The following is a 14730-nucleotide window of genomic DNA, read 5'->3' on the forward strand; positions in this document are numbered from 1 at the left end:
CGTCCTAGGCCAGGGCGGCTCCGATCCGGAAGCTATCGATGCCGCCTTCAAGGAACTGACCCAAGGCCCCGACACCCCGCTGGAGCTGCTGGACAAGATGGTCGACGATGACAAGCTCGGCCTAAAGTCCGGCGAGGGCTTCTACCGCTGGGAAAACGGCCAGCCGCAGCTCTAGTCCTAAAAACCCGGCTAGTTGGGGACTATGACCGTATGTCGCCTAGCTCCGGCTCGAGTGACCTCCGCGGACAGTCCGTAGAGGCTCTTGATGAGCTTGGCGGTGACTACGTCCGTTGGCTTCCCGTGTGCGACTAGCTGACCGTCTTTAAGCGCCACGAGGTGATCGGCGAACCGCACGGCCTGCTGAAGATCGTGGACAACGGCGATGACTGTTTTGTGCTCATTGGCACTCAGGCTGGCGATTAGCGTTAGTAGCTCGTGTTGGTAGCCCAGATCCAAAAACGTGGTGGGCTCGTCCAACAAAAGCACCGGGGTGTCCTGGGCCAGCGCCATGGCCAGCCAGGCGCGTTGGCGTTGGCCACCGGACAGTTCACTCAGGCGTCGGTCTGCAAGTTTGCCGAGTTCCACGGTGGAAAGAGCCTGGGAAACTTTGTCCCAGTCCTGGCTGCTGCGCTGGCCCAGCAGGCCCTGGTGGGCGAACCGGCCGCGTGCGACCAGCTCGGTCACGGTGAGGTGCTCAGGGGCGCTTGCGTCTTGGGCCATCAGCGCGATGCAGCGAGATAGCTCCTTGCGGTCGAAAGAACCTATCTCTTTCCCATCGAGGCAGATGGTGCCGGCGGTGGTGGTCAGCACGCGCGCCAGCGCGCGTAGCAGCGTGGACTTGCCGCAGCCGTTAGGGCCAATGATGCAGGTGAATTGTCCGCGCGGGAACTCGACGCTTAACCCGCGTACGGCCGTAAAATCGCCGTAGCCTACGGTGGTCTCCTGCACTGTGATGGCGGGGGGTGGGGTGGTGGAGGACATGGAGGCGGTCAAGGAATCCTTTCTGGGGCTGGGGAAGGAGTTGAAGCTGTTCGACACTATCGCGGGCGAAGCCCAGCAGGGGCGCGGAGTCTATCTGCGGGAAGCTCGGCTGGTGGCCAGCATGAGGGCTATTAGATAAACCCCGCCGAGGGTCACGGTAACCACCCCTACAGGCAGCATGACGGTTGGAAACAGGTGCTGGCCGATGATGTCGCAGACCAATACCAGGGTGGCCCCGGTTAGTGCAGCGGCCGGTAGATTGACGCGTTGGCCACCGAGCAAAAAGCGGGTCAGGTGCGGTGCTGCCAATGCCACGAAAGAAATCGGGCCGGCTAGCGCTGTACACAGGGAGGTCAGTAGAGTAGAAATGGCCAGGAACAGTAGCCGGGTACGGGTGACGTTTAGACCCGTGGAGTAGGCGGTGTCATCGGCTAACTCCAGCGCTTCGCAGCACGGCCCCAGCACCAAGCTGAGCGCGGTGATTAGGGTCAAAATCGCTGCCGCTGGAGCGACGAACCTCCATTCGAGTCCGTTGAGCGAACCAGCTGCCCACGTGGCTACCGCCAGAGCGGTGTCCAAGTCTGCGTTCAGTATCAGGTAGCGGTTCACCGCTGCCAGGGTAAGTGATACTCCGATCCCGACTAGGATTAACCGCATCCCGCTTACTTGTCGGCGCACCGCCAGGGTCATGACAATCAGAGCAGTAAGACCGCCGCCGGCGAGCGCGCCAATCCCGACGTTGATAAAGCTGCTAAAACCCAGGTAACTGACCACGATAACGCCGGTGTAGGCGCCGGTGTTGAAGCCGATAATATCGGGTGAGCCCAGTGGGTTGCGGGTGAGAGTCTGAGACAGTGTCCCAGCCACTGCTAGCCCAGCACCGATTAAGGCGCCTGCCGTGACCCGCGGCAGGCGCCACCCATAGACCACCCTGGCGCCTAAACTGGATTCGGAGCCGGGATCGGGGTGGATTAGCGCCTGCCAGGCGGTGCCATGGTTCAGTCCAGCGCCAGGGAAAGTCAGGGCCAGCACCGCAGCGAGGAGCACCACCACGGTACTGAGAGTGATTACCATCCTACTCCGGCTACGGGAACGGGCGGCGATGTCACGAACGTCTGAGACCTCTGGCGTGCTCATAAAGTCACCTGCTTGCGTTGGGCTAGAAAAATCAAAAACGGTGCGCCGATGATGGCCACGGTCACGCCGGCGGGTAGCTCACCGGGCAGGAGAAGCCTTCCTAAGATATCCGCGGCGAGCAACAGGATGGGGCCGGTGAGTCCACTTACCCAAATCTGGTCACGTTCGTTGGTGATGCCGGCTTGGCGTACTAGGTGGGGGACTACCAGGCCAACGAATGCTAGGACGCCGACAGCTGCGGTGACGGTTGCCGCAAGCAGGGATACCACCAAAAGAGCTAGCGCCCGGGTGCGCGCGACGTGGACGCCTAGCGCCTTTGCAGTAGACTCGCCCAGCGGCAGGATGGCCAAGCGGGGGGCGAGGAATGCCAGAGCTACTAAGGCGACGGAAAGGCCGGTGGCCATGAGGTAGAGCGGGGTGGCGGCAGCCACGTCCAGGCTTCCGACCATCCAGGATTTGATGCGGGCGAATGTCTGTGGGTCCAGTAGTGACATCCCCTCGGAAAGGCCCTCGAACACGGCGGATACGGCCACTCCGGCGAGGACGATCCGTAGGGGGTCGATAGGGCCGGAGGCGTCGCGGCCGAGGCGCGTGACCAGCATCATCGTCCCGCCTGCGCCGACGAGAGCAGCGGCGGTAAAGGCGGGCGGAGAAGAAAGCCCCAGCGCGCTGAGTGCTAGCGCGGCGGCGAAGGCGGCGCCGGCATTCATTCCGAAGACCCCTGTATCGGCCAACGGGTTGCGCGTGATGATCTGCAGGACACAGCCGGCCATCGCGAGGCCCGCGCCGGCTAGGAGAGCGGCGATGGTGCGGGGGATGCGCCGTGCGAGGAGAATTTCTCTGGCTGTGCTGCCGCTTGACTCTCCTAGCAGTCCAGCAACTACCTCCGCGGGGTGGAAGAATTGAGCGCCCACGAACAGGCTGAGGGTTACCAGACACGCGAGTATTAGCACTGCAGAAGCGATAAAAACGGTCAGCGGCCGGGAAGGAACGCGACGGACTAGGGCGTTCGGCGCGCTCTGAGCAGGCACCATTGAGCTGTTGTGAGTCATATTGCTGCAATAGTAGCGCAAGTTAGTATAGGCTAGCCAACATGGTAAAGCATTTTTTGAATAAAAAACTCTCCCTATCAGGTGCGGCGACTGTCGTCGTACTCGCGCTAACGCTGACTGGGTGCAGCGCCGCTGAGAACAGTGAGTTCAAAGATGGTCAGGGAAACAAGGAGGTTGCCTACAGCGGTGAGCGCTTTGAAACCGCGGACGAGGAAACCGCGAAGTTGGGAACCGATGCTGAACCGGGCCAGTTCCCGCGCACCATCAAGCACGCCAGCGGTGAGACGGAAATAAAGGACAAACCGCAGCGCGTAGTCGTGCTAGACATGGGGGAGCTCGACTCCGTAGTTTCCCTGGGTATTAAACCGGTGGGGATGGTGACTTCTAAGGGGCAACACCCGGTCCCGGACTACCTAGCCGACCACGTGGAGGGCGTGCCCTCGGTGGGAACCATCCAGGAAGTCAACGTTGAAAAGGTGGCGGAGCTGAAACCCGATCTCATTCTCGGTTCGCAACTGCGCGTCGACGACTTGTACGGCCAGCTATCGGATATCGCACCGACCGTGTTGTCCATTCGCCCAGGTTTTCCCTGGAAGGAGGATTTTCGTCTCGTAGGTGATGCACTGGGCGAGGAGGAAAAGGCCGTGAGCATTCTCAACGACTACGCGGACACCTTGGCCGAGGTTAAGAAAAAGATGCCCGCGGACACCACCGTATCGATGCTGCGATTCATGCCGGACAAAATCCGCCTCTACGCCAACAAGTCGCTGATCGGCGTGATCCTGCACGATGCCGGCTTGGCTCGGCCGGAAAACCAAGACGTCGACGAGCTAGCTACGGAGATATCGCCGGAAACCATTTCTGAGGCTGACGGCGAATACATCTTCTACTCCAGTTACGGCGATCCGTCCGCCACGGGTGAAGCCACCATCGTGAATTCCGAGCAATTCAAGAACCTGCCAGCTGTCAAGGCCGGAAGAGCCTTCCGCGTCAGTGATGATCTCTGGTTCTTAGGGCTGGGGCCCACCGGGGCCGAGAAAATCGCCAATGAACTAGTCGACTACTTGGACGTCGACTAGCTGGCTTAGACATTAACCAGGTGCAATTGGTCTAGTAGTAATAAGGGAAGTTGTCCCAGTTGGGCTCGCGCTTTTCGAGGAAGGCTTCCTTGCCCTCGACCGCCTCATCGGTCATATATGCCAAGCGGGTTGCCTCCCCGGCGAAGACCTGCTGGCCCATCAGGCCGTCATCGGTCAGGTTAAACGCGAATTTCAACATACGCTGCGCGGTGGGGGACTTCATATTGATTTCGCGGCCCATCTGGATCGCCGCGTCCTCGAGCTCGCCGTGATCGGCGACCTCGTTGACCGCGCCCATCTCGTACATCCGCTGGGCGTCGTAGGTCCGGCCCAGGAAGAAAATTTCGCGCGCGTACTTCTGGCCAACCATCTTGGCCAAGTAGGCGGAACCAAAACCGGCGTCGAAGGATCCGACGTCCGCGTCAGTCTGCTTGAAGCGCGCCTCTTGGCGGCTGGCCACCGTCATATCGCAGACCACATGCAGCGAGTGCCCGCCGCCGGCGGCCCAGCCGTTGACCACGGCGATAACCACCTTCGGCATGGTCCGAATCAGGCGCTGGACCTCCAGGATATGCAGGCGTCCGCCCTCGACCTTCTCGCGCGCGGTATCCACCGTGGACTCATCCGCCGTGGCGTCATCGTGCGCGTGCTCCGTGGCGTAGCGGTACCCGGAGCGACCACGAATGCGCTGGTCACCGCCGGAACAAAACGCCCAGCCGCCGTCCTTCTGGCTGGGGCCGTTACCAGTCAGCAGTACCGTGCCCACATCAGGTGTGCGCCGCGCGTGGTCCAGCACCCGGTACAGCTCATCCACCGTGTGCGGCCGGAAAGCGTTGCGCACCTCCGGCCGGTCAATCGCCACGCGCACAATCCCATCCGCCCGGCTATCCCCGTGCAGCCGGTGGTAGGTCACATCCGTCAAGTCTTCGAAGCCGGCAACCGGCGCCCACAGCTCCGGCTTGAACGGGTTGTCCGTGCTGTATTTCCTTTGCTCAGTCATGGTCTCGACTGTAGTCAATCCCGGTGAGGTGGAACGGGTGTGGCCCCGCGGTCTTAGCCCGCTTCGGGGAAAGTGAAAAATTTTCCTTCAGGTAGGTCGAGGAAGCTCCAGATTCTCTAGGTGTGATGAACACAGCCTTGCTGGGTAAATGAGAACGCAAATTTAAGGGGAAGCTAAAGCGGTTGCGAATCGCAGGGGAGGAAGTAGTGTGTGGGGTATATCAAAGAAAGTTATAGGAAATATGGTTTTAACAGTCATGGTTGCGGTGATGCCCGCAGGGGTGGCTGGTGCTGAGGAAGTGGCAGATGCTTCCTCGGTTGAGCGCGAGAGGCTGCATCAAGTTATCGATGGGGGACAAGCTCAGAGTACCGACCCAGCTGCGTACGATTATATTCCGGAGGTGGACGATAGTCCGTCTGGGGAAACTCAAGATCGGAGTGCTTCTGGGTATGAGCCCATCAACGGGTTTGGATTCACTTTCAACGGCGTGCCGTTTAAAGTGACTACTGGAGAGCTGCAGCACAGGATTATTGGTTCCGGCAACTATATCGAGTCGGAGGGAGCACAGTATCGAGTCCCTTCAACCATTTGTAACTGGCGTGTCGATTATCAGAATCGTAGCGGTGCGCAGATCCACCGTACCTTCAAGTGGGCAGAATCACGCGGGCTGTAGTTTCGGCGCTGTGTCCGATAGTGGTCCCAGAAACGTTCATGTGAAGGCGGGATGTCAGCAGTGTGCCCGTTTGTTTGTGGCAGGCAAGTTCCGTGGTGAGCAATGCCATAACATAGGTTAGTTGCATGAAGTTTATCTCTCGGATTATTGAGCTAGGAGCGCTACTGGTTGCCTGTGTAGCATTTTCCATCGGATTTAATGCGACGAATAATGCTTCCATTTATCTGCACCCCGGAACCGGATTAGAGGAAGCAACTCGGCTCCTCGAACAGGCACAAGCAATGTTTACTGCGGCCGCATTTAGCGGAGTGGTTTTCCTTATGTTGTTCCTGATGAGGCTAATTAGGTTTTTCGTACAGAGGACCCAGCGAGACGGCTCCTGACTTGGGTGTTGCCTAAATTTTCCGGCTGTTTCTGAGTCTTGGGGCATCCGATGGCGGCAATTTGAGAAGTAAATGCCATGTTGCTTCCCCGAGTCTCAGTTCCGGTAACTGCCCAGTAGGCTGGGGACATGAATCTTGATGATGTTTTAGACCGCGCTCACGTGGTCCAGCTGCCCATGGCGGTGAAGTTCCGTGGGGTGACCCGCCGGGAGGCTCTGCTCATTGACGGGCCGAAGGGCTGGGGTGAATTCGCTCCCTTCCTGGAATACGGGCCGGAAGAATCCGCGCACTGGTTGCAAGCCGGTTTGGAGTCTGCCTACCAGGGCTTTCCGGTGCCGTTGCGGGAGACGGTTGAGGTTAACGGCACGATCCCGGCGGTGCCGGCGGAGCAGGTTCCGGAGATCATGCAGCGCTACCCGGGCTGCACCACCTTCAAGATTAAGGTGGCGGAAAAGGGGCAGACCCTGGATGATGACATCGCGCGCGTGGCGGCCGTGCGCGAGCACGTGGCGGCCACGGGGGCCACGCCGGTGCTGCGCGTGGATGCCAACTGCGGCTGGACCGTGGACCAGGCGGTGGAGGCCGCGCAGCGCCTCATGCCGCTGGATTACATGGAGCAGCCGTGCCAGACCGCGGAGGAACTAGCCGAGGTGCGCACCCAGCTCATGCGCCGCGGTATCTTCGTGCGCGTGGCCGCGGATGAGTCCATCCGCAAGGTCGAGGACCCGTTCCGCGTGGCCGAGCTGAAGGCCGCGGACGTGGCCGTCGTGAAGCCGGCGCCGCTGGGTGGCGTGCGCCGGGTGCTGAGCATCGCCAGCGAGCTGCGCGCTAGGCACATGGACATCACGGTGGCCTCCGCGCTCGATACCTCCGTAGGCATCAGCATGGGCCTGGCGGCCGTGGCGGCGCTGCCCAAGATTGCTGATGACGAGGACATTGACGTCGCCCCGGCCGCAGCGGGTCTGGCGACCGGCTCGTTGTTCCTCGAGGACGTCACCGCGCCCCGGGAAATCGTCGACGGGCACCTCAAGGTAGACGCCGCCGTCCCGGAGCCGGACCGCCTGGCCGCCTTGGCCGCCCCGGCGGACCGCCGCGACTGGTGGTTCGAGCGCCTGCGCCAGGCCTGGGAGTTCGTGCCTGCCCAGGAAGACTAATAGGGGACTTGTGGTGGGCCGCGCTGCTGTTAGCTTTCTGGACGTAGGCTGGATTACATGACGGAAGGAATGATTTCGGTCCGAGACGCCCACCTGCACAACCTGCGCCACGTCAACGTGGACGTGCCACGCGGCAGGTTGGTTGCGGTCACGGGGGTCTCCGGTTCGGGTAAGTCGTCGCTGGCGTTTGGCACCATCCACGGTGAGGGTCAGCGGCGGTACTTGGAGTCCGTGGCGCCGTTCGCCCGGCGGCTGATCGGCTCGGCCGTGGACCCGCAGGTCGAGTCCATCACTGGCCTGCCGCCTACGGTGGCGCTGCAGCAATCGACCTCCGGCGGCGGGGCGCGCTCCACCGTCGGGACGGTCTCCGCGATGGCGAATACGCTGCGACTGTTGTACTCCCGTGCCGGTAACAACCCGGAGGGGCTCTACTCCGATTCCTTTTCCCCGAACACCCCGGAGGGCATGTGCCCGACCTGCCAGGGCCAGGGCATCGAACACGTCCCGACGGAGGCCTCCATGGTCCCGGATCCCACCTTGAGCATCGAGGACGGCGCCATCGCCGCTTGGCCGGGGGCGTGGGCCGGCAAGAACTTCCACGACATCCTGGAGGAACTGGGCTTCGACCTGGACAGCCCCTGGCAGGACCTGCCGGAACAGGACCGGCAGTGGATCCTCTTCACCGACGAGCGGCCCGTCGTAACGGTCAAGCCACACCGCGGGGCCGACCAAATCCAGCGCAACTACCAGGGCACGTGGCGCTCTGTGGCCGGGTACCTGAACAAGACCCTGGCCGAGACCGAGTCGGACACTCTGCGCCGGCGCACCCTGTCCTTCATGGAATCGCGCAGCTGCCCCACCTGCCACGGCCGCCGGCTGAACCCGCGGGCACTCGAGGTCACCTACGCGGGCCGGCCCATCGATGCCACCAACGCGTTGCCGCTCGATCAGCTGCACGCCGAGCTGAGCGAGCGTGCTCCGGAAGAAAACTCGGCCGAGGACCTGCTGCTCAAGCAGCTGGTGCCGACGCTGGCCTCCGCGGTGGAACTGGGGCTGGGCCACCTCAGCCTGGATAGGCCCACCGCCACGCTGTCGGCCGGTGAGCTGCAGCGCCTGCGCCTGGCCGGGCAGCTACGCGCCGGGCTCTTCGGCGTGGCCTACGTGCTCGACGAGCCCTCGGCGGGCCTGCACCCGCAGGAGCGCGCCGCGGTGGCGCAGATGTGCCAGCGCTTCCTCGCCGAGGGAAACAGCGTCCTGCTGGTCGAGCACGACATGAACCTGGTGGCCCAGGCCGACTGGATAGTCGATGTCGGGCCGCAGGCCGGCAGCGGCGGCGGGGAGATTGTCTTCTCCGGCCCCGTGGACGAATTCATGGACCAGGCCGACTCGCCGACCGCGCGGGCGCTGCGCCACCGGAAGCGCGAGCCGAAGAACGCCCCGCGCGAGGCCACCGGCCAGCTGGAGCTGCGCGGCGTCCAGGCCCGCAACATGGACGACCTCACCTTGAACATCGGCCTGGGACAGTTCACCGTGGTCGCCGGGGTGTCGGGTTCGGGCAAGTCCACGCTGGTCAGCACCGTTCTGGCCGGCAAGCTGCGCGAGGAACTCACCGCGGTGACGGACACCGAAGAAGCCGGCGGATGGTCCATCGACTCCGTTGACGGGCTCGACCAACTCAAGCGCGTGGTGCAGATTACCCAGAAGCCCATCGGCCGCACGCCGCGCTCCACCCTAGCCACCTACACCGGCCTCTTCGACGCGGTCCGCAAGCTGTTTGCCGGCACCGACTACGCCCGCGGACGCAAGTGGACGGTCAGCCGCTTTTCCTACAACACCAAGCAAGGCCAGTGCCCGACCTGCCAGGGCGCGGGCAAGATCGAAGTTGAGCTGGTCTTCCTCCCCGGCGCCTACACCACCTGCCCGGACTGCGGCGGGGCCCGCTACAACGCTAAGACCCTGGAGGCGACCTGGCGCGGGTACACCATTGCCGACATCCTGGCCCTGACCGTGGACCAGGCCAGCGAGGTCTTCGACGCTGATGATAAGGCTGAGGCCAAGGTGGCGCGTGCCATCGAGACCCTCCAGGCCGTCGGGCTGGGCTACCTGCAGCTGGGGCAGGGCGCGCCGGAGCTGTCCGGCGGCGAGGCCCAGCGCATCAAGCTGGCCACCGAGCTGCAGCGCTCCCGCAACTCGCGCCGCGGCCACACCATGTACCTGCTGGACGAGCCCACCACGGGCCTGCACCCGCAGGACGCCGCGTTGCTGGGCGCCGAGCTCAACCGCCTCGTGGACGCCGGCAACAGCGTCGTAGTGGTGGAGCACGACCTGTCTTTTATCGCCCAGGCCGACCGTGTCGTGGAGATGGGCCCGGGCGCGGGCAGCCAGGGCGGGCAGATCGTGGCGGACGCCGCTCCGGCGGAGCTGGCGCAGCTGGATACCCCCACGAGCAAGGCCCTGCGCGCGGCCGTGTAACGGCTCCCGCCTGCCGGGGCGGGGCTGTACTCGGCGCGCCCCGATCCGGTACTAATGGGAGTTATGCCTAATCGTTACGATAATTCCGACGACGAGACGCGCTATATCGGCCGCGTCCCTAACAGCGGCAACCAGCAGCCGCAGGGCGGCCAGGAGCGCCCGCGTCAGTACTTCCCGGGCGAATACGACCCGAACCAGCCCCAGACGCAGCAGTACCAGGCCGGCTACCAGCAGCCGGGCCAAGAAACCTACGTGGGGCAGCCTGGCTACTACCAGGGTGGCTACCACGATAACTACCAGGGCAATGACCAGCAGCCGGTCAGCGACTATGAGCCGCCGCGGGAGAAGAAGTCCGGCTCGGGCCTGGCCGGGGTCCTGGGTGCGCTGGCCGTCCTGGCGCTGGTGGCCGCCGGCGCGTTGTTCTTCCTGTGGCGCAACGCCGCCAGTGAGGCGGACAAGCCCGCGCCGGAGCCGGTGACCGAGACAGTCACTCACACCACGCAGGAACCGACCACCGTCACCGAAACTGAGACCACCACGGATAGCTCCGGCGAGGGTGACAGCCTCCGGGACCGCGGCCGGGATCTGATCCCGTCGGAGGTGCCGGATGACCTGTTGCCGGAGAACACCGAAGACATGGATGTCGAGGGCTGGCTGCAGGATCTCTTCGGCGAAGGCGGAGCACTGGAAAACCAGTAGAGGCAGCTAGACTTAGCCACTATGACTGGCACGCAAGACAATTCCCCCGCCCGCGCGACCGACGCCACCGAGGTGGCGCGGGCAGTCGCAAGCGAACTAGCTAAACATCTCACCGACGTGGTCATCTGCCCGGGCTCCCGCAACGCGCCGCTGTCTCTGGCTCTCATCGCCCAGCCGGGCATCCGCGTCCACACCCGCCTGGACGAGCGCGCTGCGGCCTTCCTGGCGCTGGGCATGGCGCGCGTCCAGCGTCGCGCGGTCGGGGTCGTGATGACGTCCGGCACCGCGGTGGCGCACACGCTGCCGGCGATGATCGAAGCCTCCTACGCGCACCTGCCGCTGGCCGTGATTTCGGCCGACCGACCGGCGCGCCTGGTCGGCACGGGTGCTTCCCAGACCATCGAGCAGCAGGGGATTTTCGGCCGCTACTCCGAGACCACCCAGGTCACCACGGTCGAAGACGCCGCCAACATCGGCGAGCGCTTCGCCCGCGACCGGCAGGTCCACATCAACGTCGCGCTGGACAACCCGCTGGTGGGCGAGCAGCTGCCGGAGCCGGGCGCTGTCCCGGCGAGCGCGCCGCGGGCATCGAGCGCGGGCTGGGTCAACCACGGCGAGGTGGAGATCGACTTGAGCCGCAACACCCTGGTCATCGCCGGCGACGAGGCCTGGGCCGTGGAGGGCCTGGAAGACGTGCCCACCATCGCCGAGCCCAGCGCCCCAGCGCCGTACCACCCCGTGCACCCGGCTGCGGCGCACATCTTCCGCCGTGCCCAGGTCAGCGCGAACGACTACGTAGTCAACACGAAGGTCGAGCAGGTCATCGTGGTCGGCCACCCGACCCTGCACCGCGCGGTGCTGGCGCTAATCAATGATCCGGACATCGACCTGGTGACCCTCTCGCGCACCGCGGACTTCACCAACCCGCGCGGGGAGCGCGCCCGCCGCGGCACCCGCGTGAAGGTCACCGGCGAGGTCAGTCGCGAGTGGTACCGCATCTGCCAGGGCGCGGCCGAGGTCGGCGCCGAGGCGGTGCGCTCCGCGCTGGAGAACGAGGACTACGGCTTCACCGGCCTGCACGCGGCGGCCGCCGTCGCCGATACCCTGGCGGTGGGCGACTACTTCGTGGTGGGCGCTTCCAACCCGGTGCGGGACGCCTCCCTGGTGGGACTGCCCTTCGACGGGGTGGAGACCTATTCCCAGCGCGGGGTCGCCGGCATTGACGGCACCGTGGCCCAGGCCGTCGGCATCGCGCTGGCTGGCCAGTCCCTGCACGCCGACCTGCCGCGGGCCCCGCGCACCGTGGCGCTTCTGGGGGACGTGACCTTCCTCCACGACGCCTCCTCGCTGCTCATCGGGCCGGATAACCCGCGCCCGGAAAACCTCACCATCGTGGTGGCCAACGACGACGGCGGCGGCATCTTCGAGACCCTGGAGGTCGGCCAGGAGGGGCTGCGTGGCTCCTTCGAGCAGGCCTTCGGCACCCCGCACGAGGCGGACATCGAGTCCCTAGTCCACGGTTACGGCGCCGACTACCGCCGCGCCGAGACCCCGCAGGAGCTCCTCGACGTGCTGGCGGAGCTGAAGGAATACTCCGCCGGCGTGACCGTGGTCGAGGCCCGCACGACCCGGGAAACCCGCCGCGGCCTGAACGCGGCCATCCGTTCCCACGCCGGCGAATAGGTAGACCCACCCCATGCAGCAGAGACGCCACCGTCCCGCCATCCTGCGCCGGCGCGGCCGCCAGCTCATCCTAGGCGCCTACGCCGTGATGATCGTCGCCGCGATCGCGCTGGTGGTAGGTCCCTGGCTCAACGACCGGGAGATCAACCAGAACCCGGGGCGGGCCCTGGCGACCGTCACGGACATCGACTGGCTGCGCACCACCGTCGACTTCCAGGATGAGTCCGGGCTCTACCACTCCCCGGAGACCGGGCTGCTCTACCCCTCCGGGCTGGGCGAGGGGCAGCGCGTGTGGGTGTCCTATTCCACCGCCGACCCGGAGCTGGTCAAGGTGGAGGGCCGCGAGTGGACCCTCTCAGTCATCCCGGCGCTGTCCGTGTGGGCCGTGTCCACGGCGGCGGCTGCCGTATTGTGGTGGTTGTTAAACCGGGCAACTCGGGGTGTTAATAAAAATTAACCTCAAGTTCGCGCCGGGGCCACCAGCGGTTGAGTTTGATGAACAAGGATGAGCGTATGCGAGTAGCCATTGTTGCGGAATCTTTCCTCCCGAACGTCAACGGCGTGACCAACTCGGTCCTGCGCGTGCTCGAGCACCTGCACGCCAACGGGCACGAGGCCCTAGTGGTCGCGCCGGGCGCGCGGGACGGCCAGGAAGAAATCGCAGACTACCTGGGTTTCCGCATCCGCCGCGTGCCCACCGTGCGGGTGCCGCTGGTGGACTCCCTGCCCGTTGGCGTGCCGACCACAGAGGTGCTCGGCAGCCTGCGTGAGTTCCAGCCGGACATCATCCACCTGGCCAGCCCCTTCGTCCTGGGCGCGGCCGGGGCTTTCTCCGCCCGGCAGCTGCGCATCCCGGCCGTGGCGCTTTACCAGACGGACGTGGCCGGCTTTGCCACCAAGTACCACGCCTCCGCCCTGGCGCACGGCGTGTGGGAGTGGCTACGGATCATCCACAACTCCTGCCAGATGACCCTGGCGCCGTCCACACCCACCATCGAGGACCTGGAAAAGCACAACGTGCGCAACGTCCGCCGCTGGGGCCGCGGCGTGGACGCGGAACTGTTCCACCCCTCCAAGCGGGATGAGACACTGCGGCGCAGCTGGGACGCCAGCGGCAAGAAGAACATCGTCGGCTTCGTGGGCCGCCTGGCCGCCGAAAAGGGCGTGCACCGGCTCAGCGCGCTCAACGACCGGGACGATATACAGCTGGTCATCGTGGGCGATGGCCCGGAACGCCCCCTGCTGGAGGCCCAGCTGCCCACCGCGGTCTTCACCGGCGCCCTCAACGGCGAGGAGCTGGCTCGCGCCTACGCGAGTCTCGACCTGTTCGTCCACGCCGGCGAGTTCGAGACCTTCTGCCAGTCCATCCAGGAGGCCCAGGCTTCCGGCGTGCCGACCATCGGCCCGCGCGCGGGCGGCCCAGTCGACCTCATCGACGAGGGCTACAACGGCCTCCTGCTGGACGTGGACACCTTCATCGAGAACCTGCCGCGCGCGGCCGAGGCCCTGCTCAACCCGGAGATCCACGCCGAGATATGCGCCAATGCCCGGGAGTCCATCCGCACCAAGACCTGGGAGGGGCTGTGCGACCAGCTCATGGGCTACTACGCCGAGGTGCTGGAGGAGACCCGCCGGGTGCCGCTGACCATCCTGGGGCAGCGCCCGGAGCTGCCGCGTTGGGCCGCGCGCGCCCTCGGCGCCCGAGTGGCCTAGACTAGACAGCCGTGGCTAAGGCAAATCTGGACAAGCACCCCTTCGACGTCGCGCACATGTTTGACGCGGTCGGGGAGAAATACGATCTGACCAACACGGTCCTGTCCTTCGGGCAGGATGCCGGTTGGCGCAAGCGCACCCGCGAGCGCCTCAACCTGCAGCCGGGCGAGAAGGTCCTCGACCTAGCCGCCGGCACCGCGGTCTCCACCGTGGAGCTGTCCAAGTCCGGCGCCTGGTGCGTGGCGTGCGACTTTTCCCGCGGCATGCTGGCCGCCGGCCGCGACCGCAACGTGCCCAAGGTGGCCGGCGACGGCATGCAGCTGCCGTTCGCGGACAACACCTTCGACGCGGTGACCATCTCCTACGGCCTGCGCAACATCCACGACTTCGAGCTGGGCCTGCGGGAGATGGCGCGCGTGACCAAGCCCGGCGGGCGCCTGGCGGTCGCGGAGTTCTCTAAGCCCGTGGTGCCGGTCTTCGGCACGGTTTACAAGGAATACCTGACCCGCCTGCTGCCGCCTATCGCCCGCGTGGTCTCCTCCAACCCGGAGGCCTATATCTACCTGGCAGAATCCATCCGCGCCTGGCCGGACCAGGAGGAGCTGGCCCAGGCCATCAACGCCAACGGCTGGTCTAACGCCGGCTGGCAGAACCTCACGCTCGGCATCGTGGCGCTGCACTCGGCCACCAAGCCGGAGGAATAA

General features: G+C 64.9%; 13 protein-coding genes. 9 read left to right on the top strand and 4 right to left on the bottom strand.

What is annotated here, in order from left to right; translation table 11 throughout:
- Positions 1 to 189: 189 nt before the first annotated feature.
- The 3 genes from HMPREF3067_RS02445 to HMPREF3067_RS02455 form a co-directional block, all read right to left on the bottom strand.
- Positions 190 to 993, bottom strand: coding sequence for an ABC transporter ATP-binding protein (locus HMPREF3067_RS02445; RefSeq protein ID WP_246819209.1), 804 nt, complete (start codon positions 991 to 993; stop codon positions 190 to 192).
- A 78-nt stretch (positions 994 to 1071) separates the two neighbouring features.
- Entirely contained in the window at positions 1072 to 2055 is a 984-nt protein-coding gene (locus HMPREF3067_RS02450) for a FecCD family ABC transporter permease (protein WP_070768235.1), read from the bottom strand.
- Positions 2056 to 2114: 59 nt separating this feature from the next.
- Positions 2115 to 3071 (bottom strand): FecCD family ABC transporter permease, encoded by a 957-nt coding sequence (locus HMPREF3067_RS02455; RefSeq protein WP_246819213.1) that lies wholly within the window; start codon positions 3069 to 3071, stop codon positions 2115 to 2117.
- A 140-nt stretch (positions 3072 to 3211) separates the two neighbouring features.
- Between HMPREF3067_RS02455 and HMPREF3067_RS02460 the strand changes: the two genes are divergently transcribed.
- A complete protein-coding gene (locus HMPREF3067_RS02460; protein ID WP_070768154.1) occupies positions 3212 to 4249 on the top strand; it encodes an ABC transporter substrate-binding protein in 1038 nt (345 codons plus the stop codon).
- Between the two features lie 31 nt (positions 4250 to 4280).
- On the opposite strand, the gene HMPREF3067_RS02465 is transcribed toward HMPREF3067_RS02460, so the two are convergent.
- Positions 4281 to 5249: a 1,4-dihydroxy-2-naphthoyl-CoA synthase gene (locus HMPREF3067_RS02465; protein ID WP_070768155.1), complete on the bottom strand. Its 969-nt coding sequence runs from the start codon at positions 5247 to 5249 to the stop codon at positions 4281 to 4283.
- 241 nt (positions 5250 to 5490) lie between these two features.
- Between HMPREF3067_RS02465 and HMPREF3067_RS11195 the strand changes: the two genes are divergently transcribed.
- From HMPREF3067_RS11195 to HMPREF3067_RS02500, 8 genes are all read left to right on the top strand, one after another.
- On the top strand, positions 5491 to 5922 hold the full coding sequence (locus HMPREF3067_RS11195) for a hypothetical protein (RefSeq protein ID WP_141759306.1): 432 nt from the start codon (positions 5491 to 5493) through the stop codon (positions 5920 to 5922).
- Between the two features lie 511 nt (positions 5923 to 6433).
- Complete coding sequence (locus HMPREF3067_RS02470) at positions 6434 to 7459, top strand: o-succinylbenzoate synthase (RefSeq protein ID WP_070768156.1); 1026 nt, start codon at positions 6434 to 6436, stop codon at positions 7457 to 7459.
- A gap of 57 nt (positions 7460 to 7516) precedes the next feature.
- Positions 7517 to 9931 carry an excinuclease ABC subunit UvrA gene (locus HMPREF3067_RS02475; RefSeq protein WP_070768157.1) on the top strand — a complete coding sequence of 805 codons (2415 nt, stop codon included), beginning with the start codon at positions 7517 to 7519 and terminating at the stop codon, positions 9929 to 9931.
- Between the two features lie 63 nt (positions 9932 to 9994).
- The gene (locus HMPREF3067_RS02480) at positions 9995 to 10630 is read left to right on the top strand and encodes a hypothetical protein (RefSeq protein ID WP_070768158.1); all 636 of its coding nucleotides are present in this window, start codon (positions 9995 to 9997) and stop codon (positions 10628 to 10630) included.
- A 21-nt stretch (positions 10631 to 10651) separates the two neighbouring features.
- Positions 10652 to 12313, top strand: a complete 1662-nt coding sequence (menD, locus tag HMPREF3067_RS02485; RefSeq protein ID WP_070768159.1) for a 2-succinyl-5-enolpyruvyl-6-hydroxy-3-cyclohexene-1-carboxylic-acid synthase — start codon at positions 10652 to 10654, stop codon at positions 12311 to 12313.
- A 13-nt stretch (positions 12314 to 12326) separates the two neighbouring features.
- A complete protein-coding gene (locus HMPREF3067_RS02490; RefSeq protein WP_070768160.1) occupies positions 12327 to 12770 on the top strand; it encodes a DUF3592 domain-containing protein in 444 nt (147 codons plus the stop codon).
- 56 nt (positions 12771 to 12826) lie between these two features.
- Positions 12827 to 14026, top strand: coding sequence for a glycosyltransferase family 4 protein (locus tag HMPREF3067_RS02495; protein WP_070768161.1), 1200 nt, complete (start codon positions 12827 to 12829; stop codon positions 14024 to 14026).
- Between the two features lie 11 nt (positions 14027 to 14037).
- A complete protein-coding gene (locus HMPREF3067_RS02500; RefSeq protein ID WP_070768162.1) occupies positions 14038 to 14730 on the top strand; it encodes a demethylmenaquinone methyltransferase in 693 nt (230 codons plus the stop codon).

This window comes from Corynebacterium sp. HMSC04H06 (genome assembly GCF_001815935.1).
Classification (GTDB): Bacteria; Actinomycetota; Actinomycetes; order Mycobacteriales; family Mycobacteriaceae; genus Corynebacterium.

Coding starts and splice junctions, on each gene's coding strand:
- HMPREF3067_RS02450 (WP_070768235.1), bottom strand. CDS start 2,055: ATGGTAATCACTCTCAGTACCGTGGTGGTGCTCCTCGCTGCGGTGCTG.
- HMPREF3067_RS02460 (WP_070768154.1), top strand. CDS start 3,212: ATGGTAAAGCATTTTTTGAATAAAAAACTCTCCCTATCAGGTGCGGCG.
- HMPREF3067_RS02465 (WP_070768155.1), bottom strand. CDS start 5,249: ATGACTGAGCAAAGGAAATACAGCACGGACAACCCGTTCAAGCCGGAG.
- HMPREF3067_RS11195 (WP_141759306.1), top strand. CDS start 5,491: ATGGTTTTAACAGTCATGGTTGCGGTGATGCCCGCAGGGGTGGCTGGT.
- HMPREF3067_RS02470 (WP_070768156.1), top strand. CDS start 6,434: ATGAATCTTGATGATGTTTTAGACCGCGCTCACGTGGTCCAGCTGCCC.
- HMPREF3067_RS02475 (WP_070768157.1), top strand. CDS start 7,517: ATGACGGAAGGAATGATTTCGGTCCGAGACGCCCACCTGCACAACCTG.
- HMPREF3067_RS02480 (WP_070768158.1), top strand. CDS start 9,995: ATGCCTAATCGTTACGATAATTCCGACGACGAGACGCGCTATATCGGC.
- menD (WP_070768159.1), top strand. CDS start 10,652: ATGACTGGCACGCAAGACAATTCCCCCGCCCGCGCGACCGACGCCACC.
- HMPREF3067_RS02490 (WP_070768160.1), top strand. CDS start 12,327: ATGCAGCAGAGACGCCACCGTCCCGCCATCCTGCGCCGGCGCGGCCGC.
- HMPREF3067_RS02495 (WP_070768161.1), top strand. CDS start 12,827: ATGCGAGTAGCCATTGTTGCGGAATCTTTCCTCCCGAACGTCAACGGC.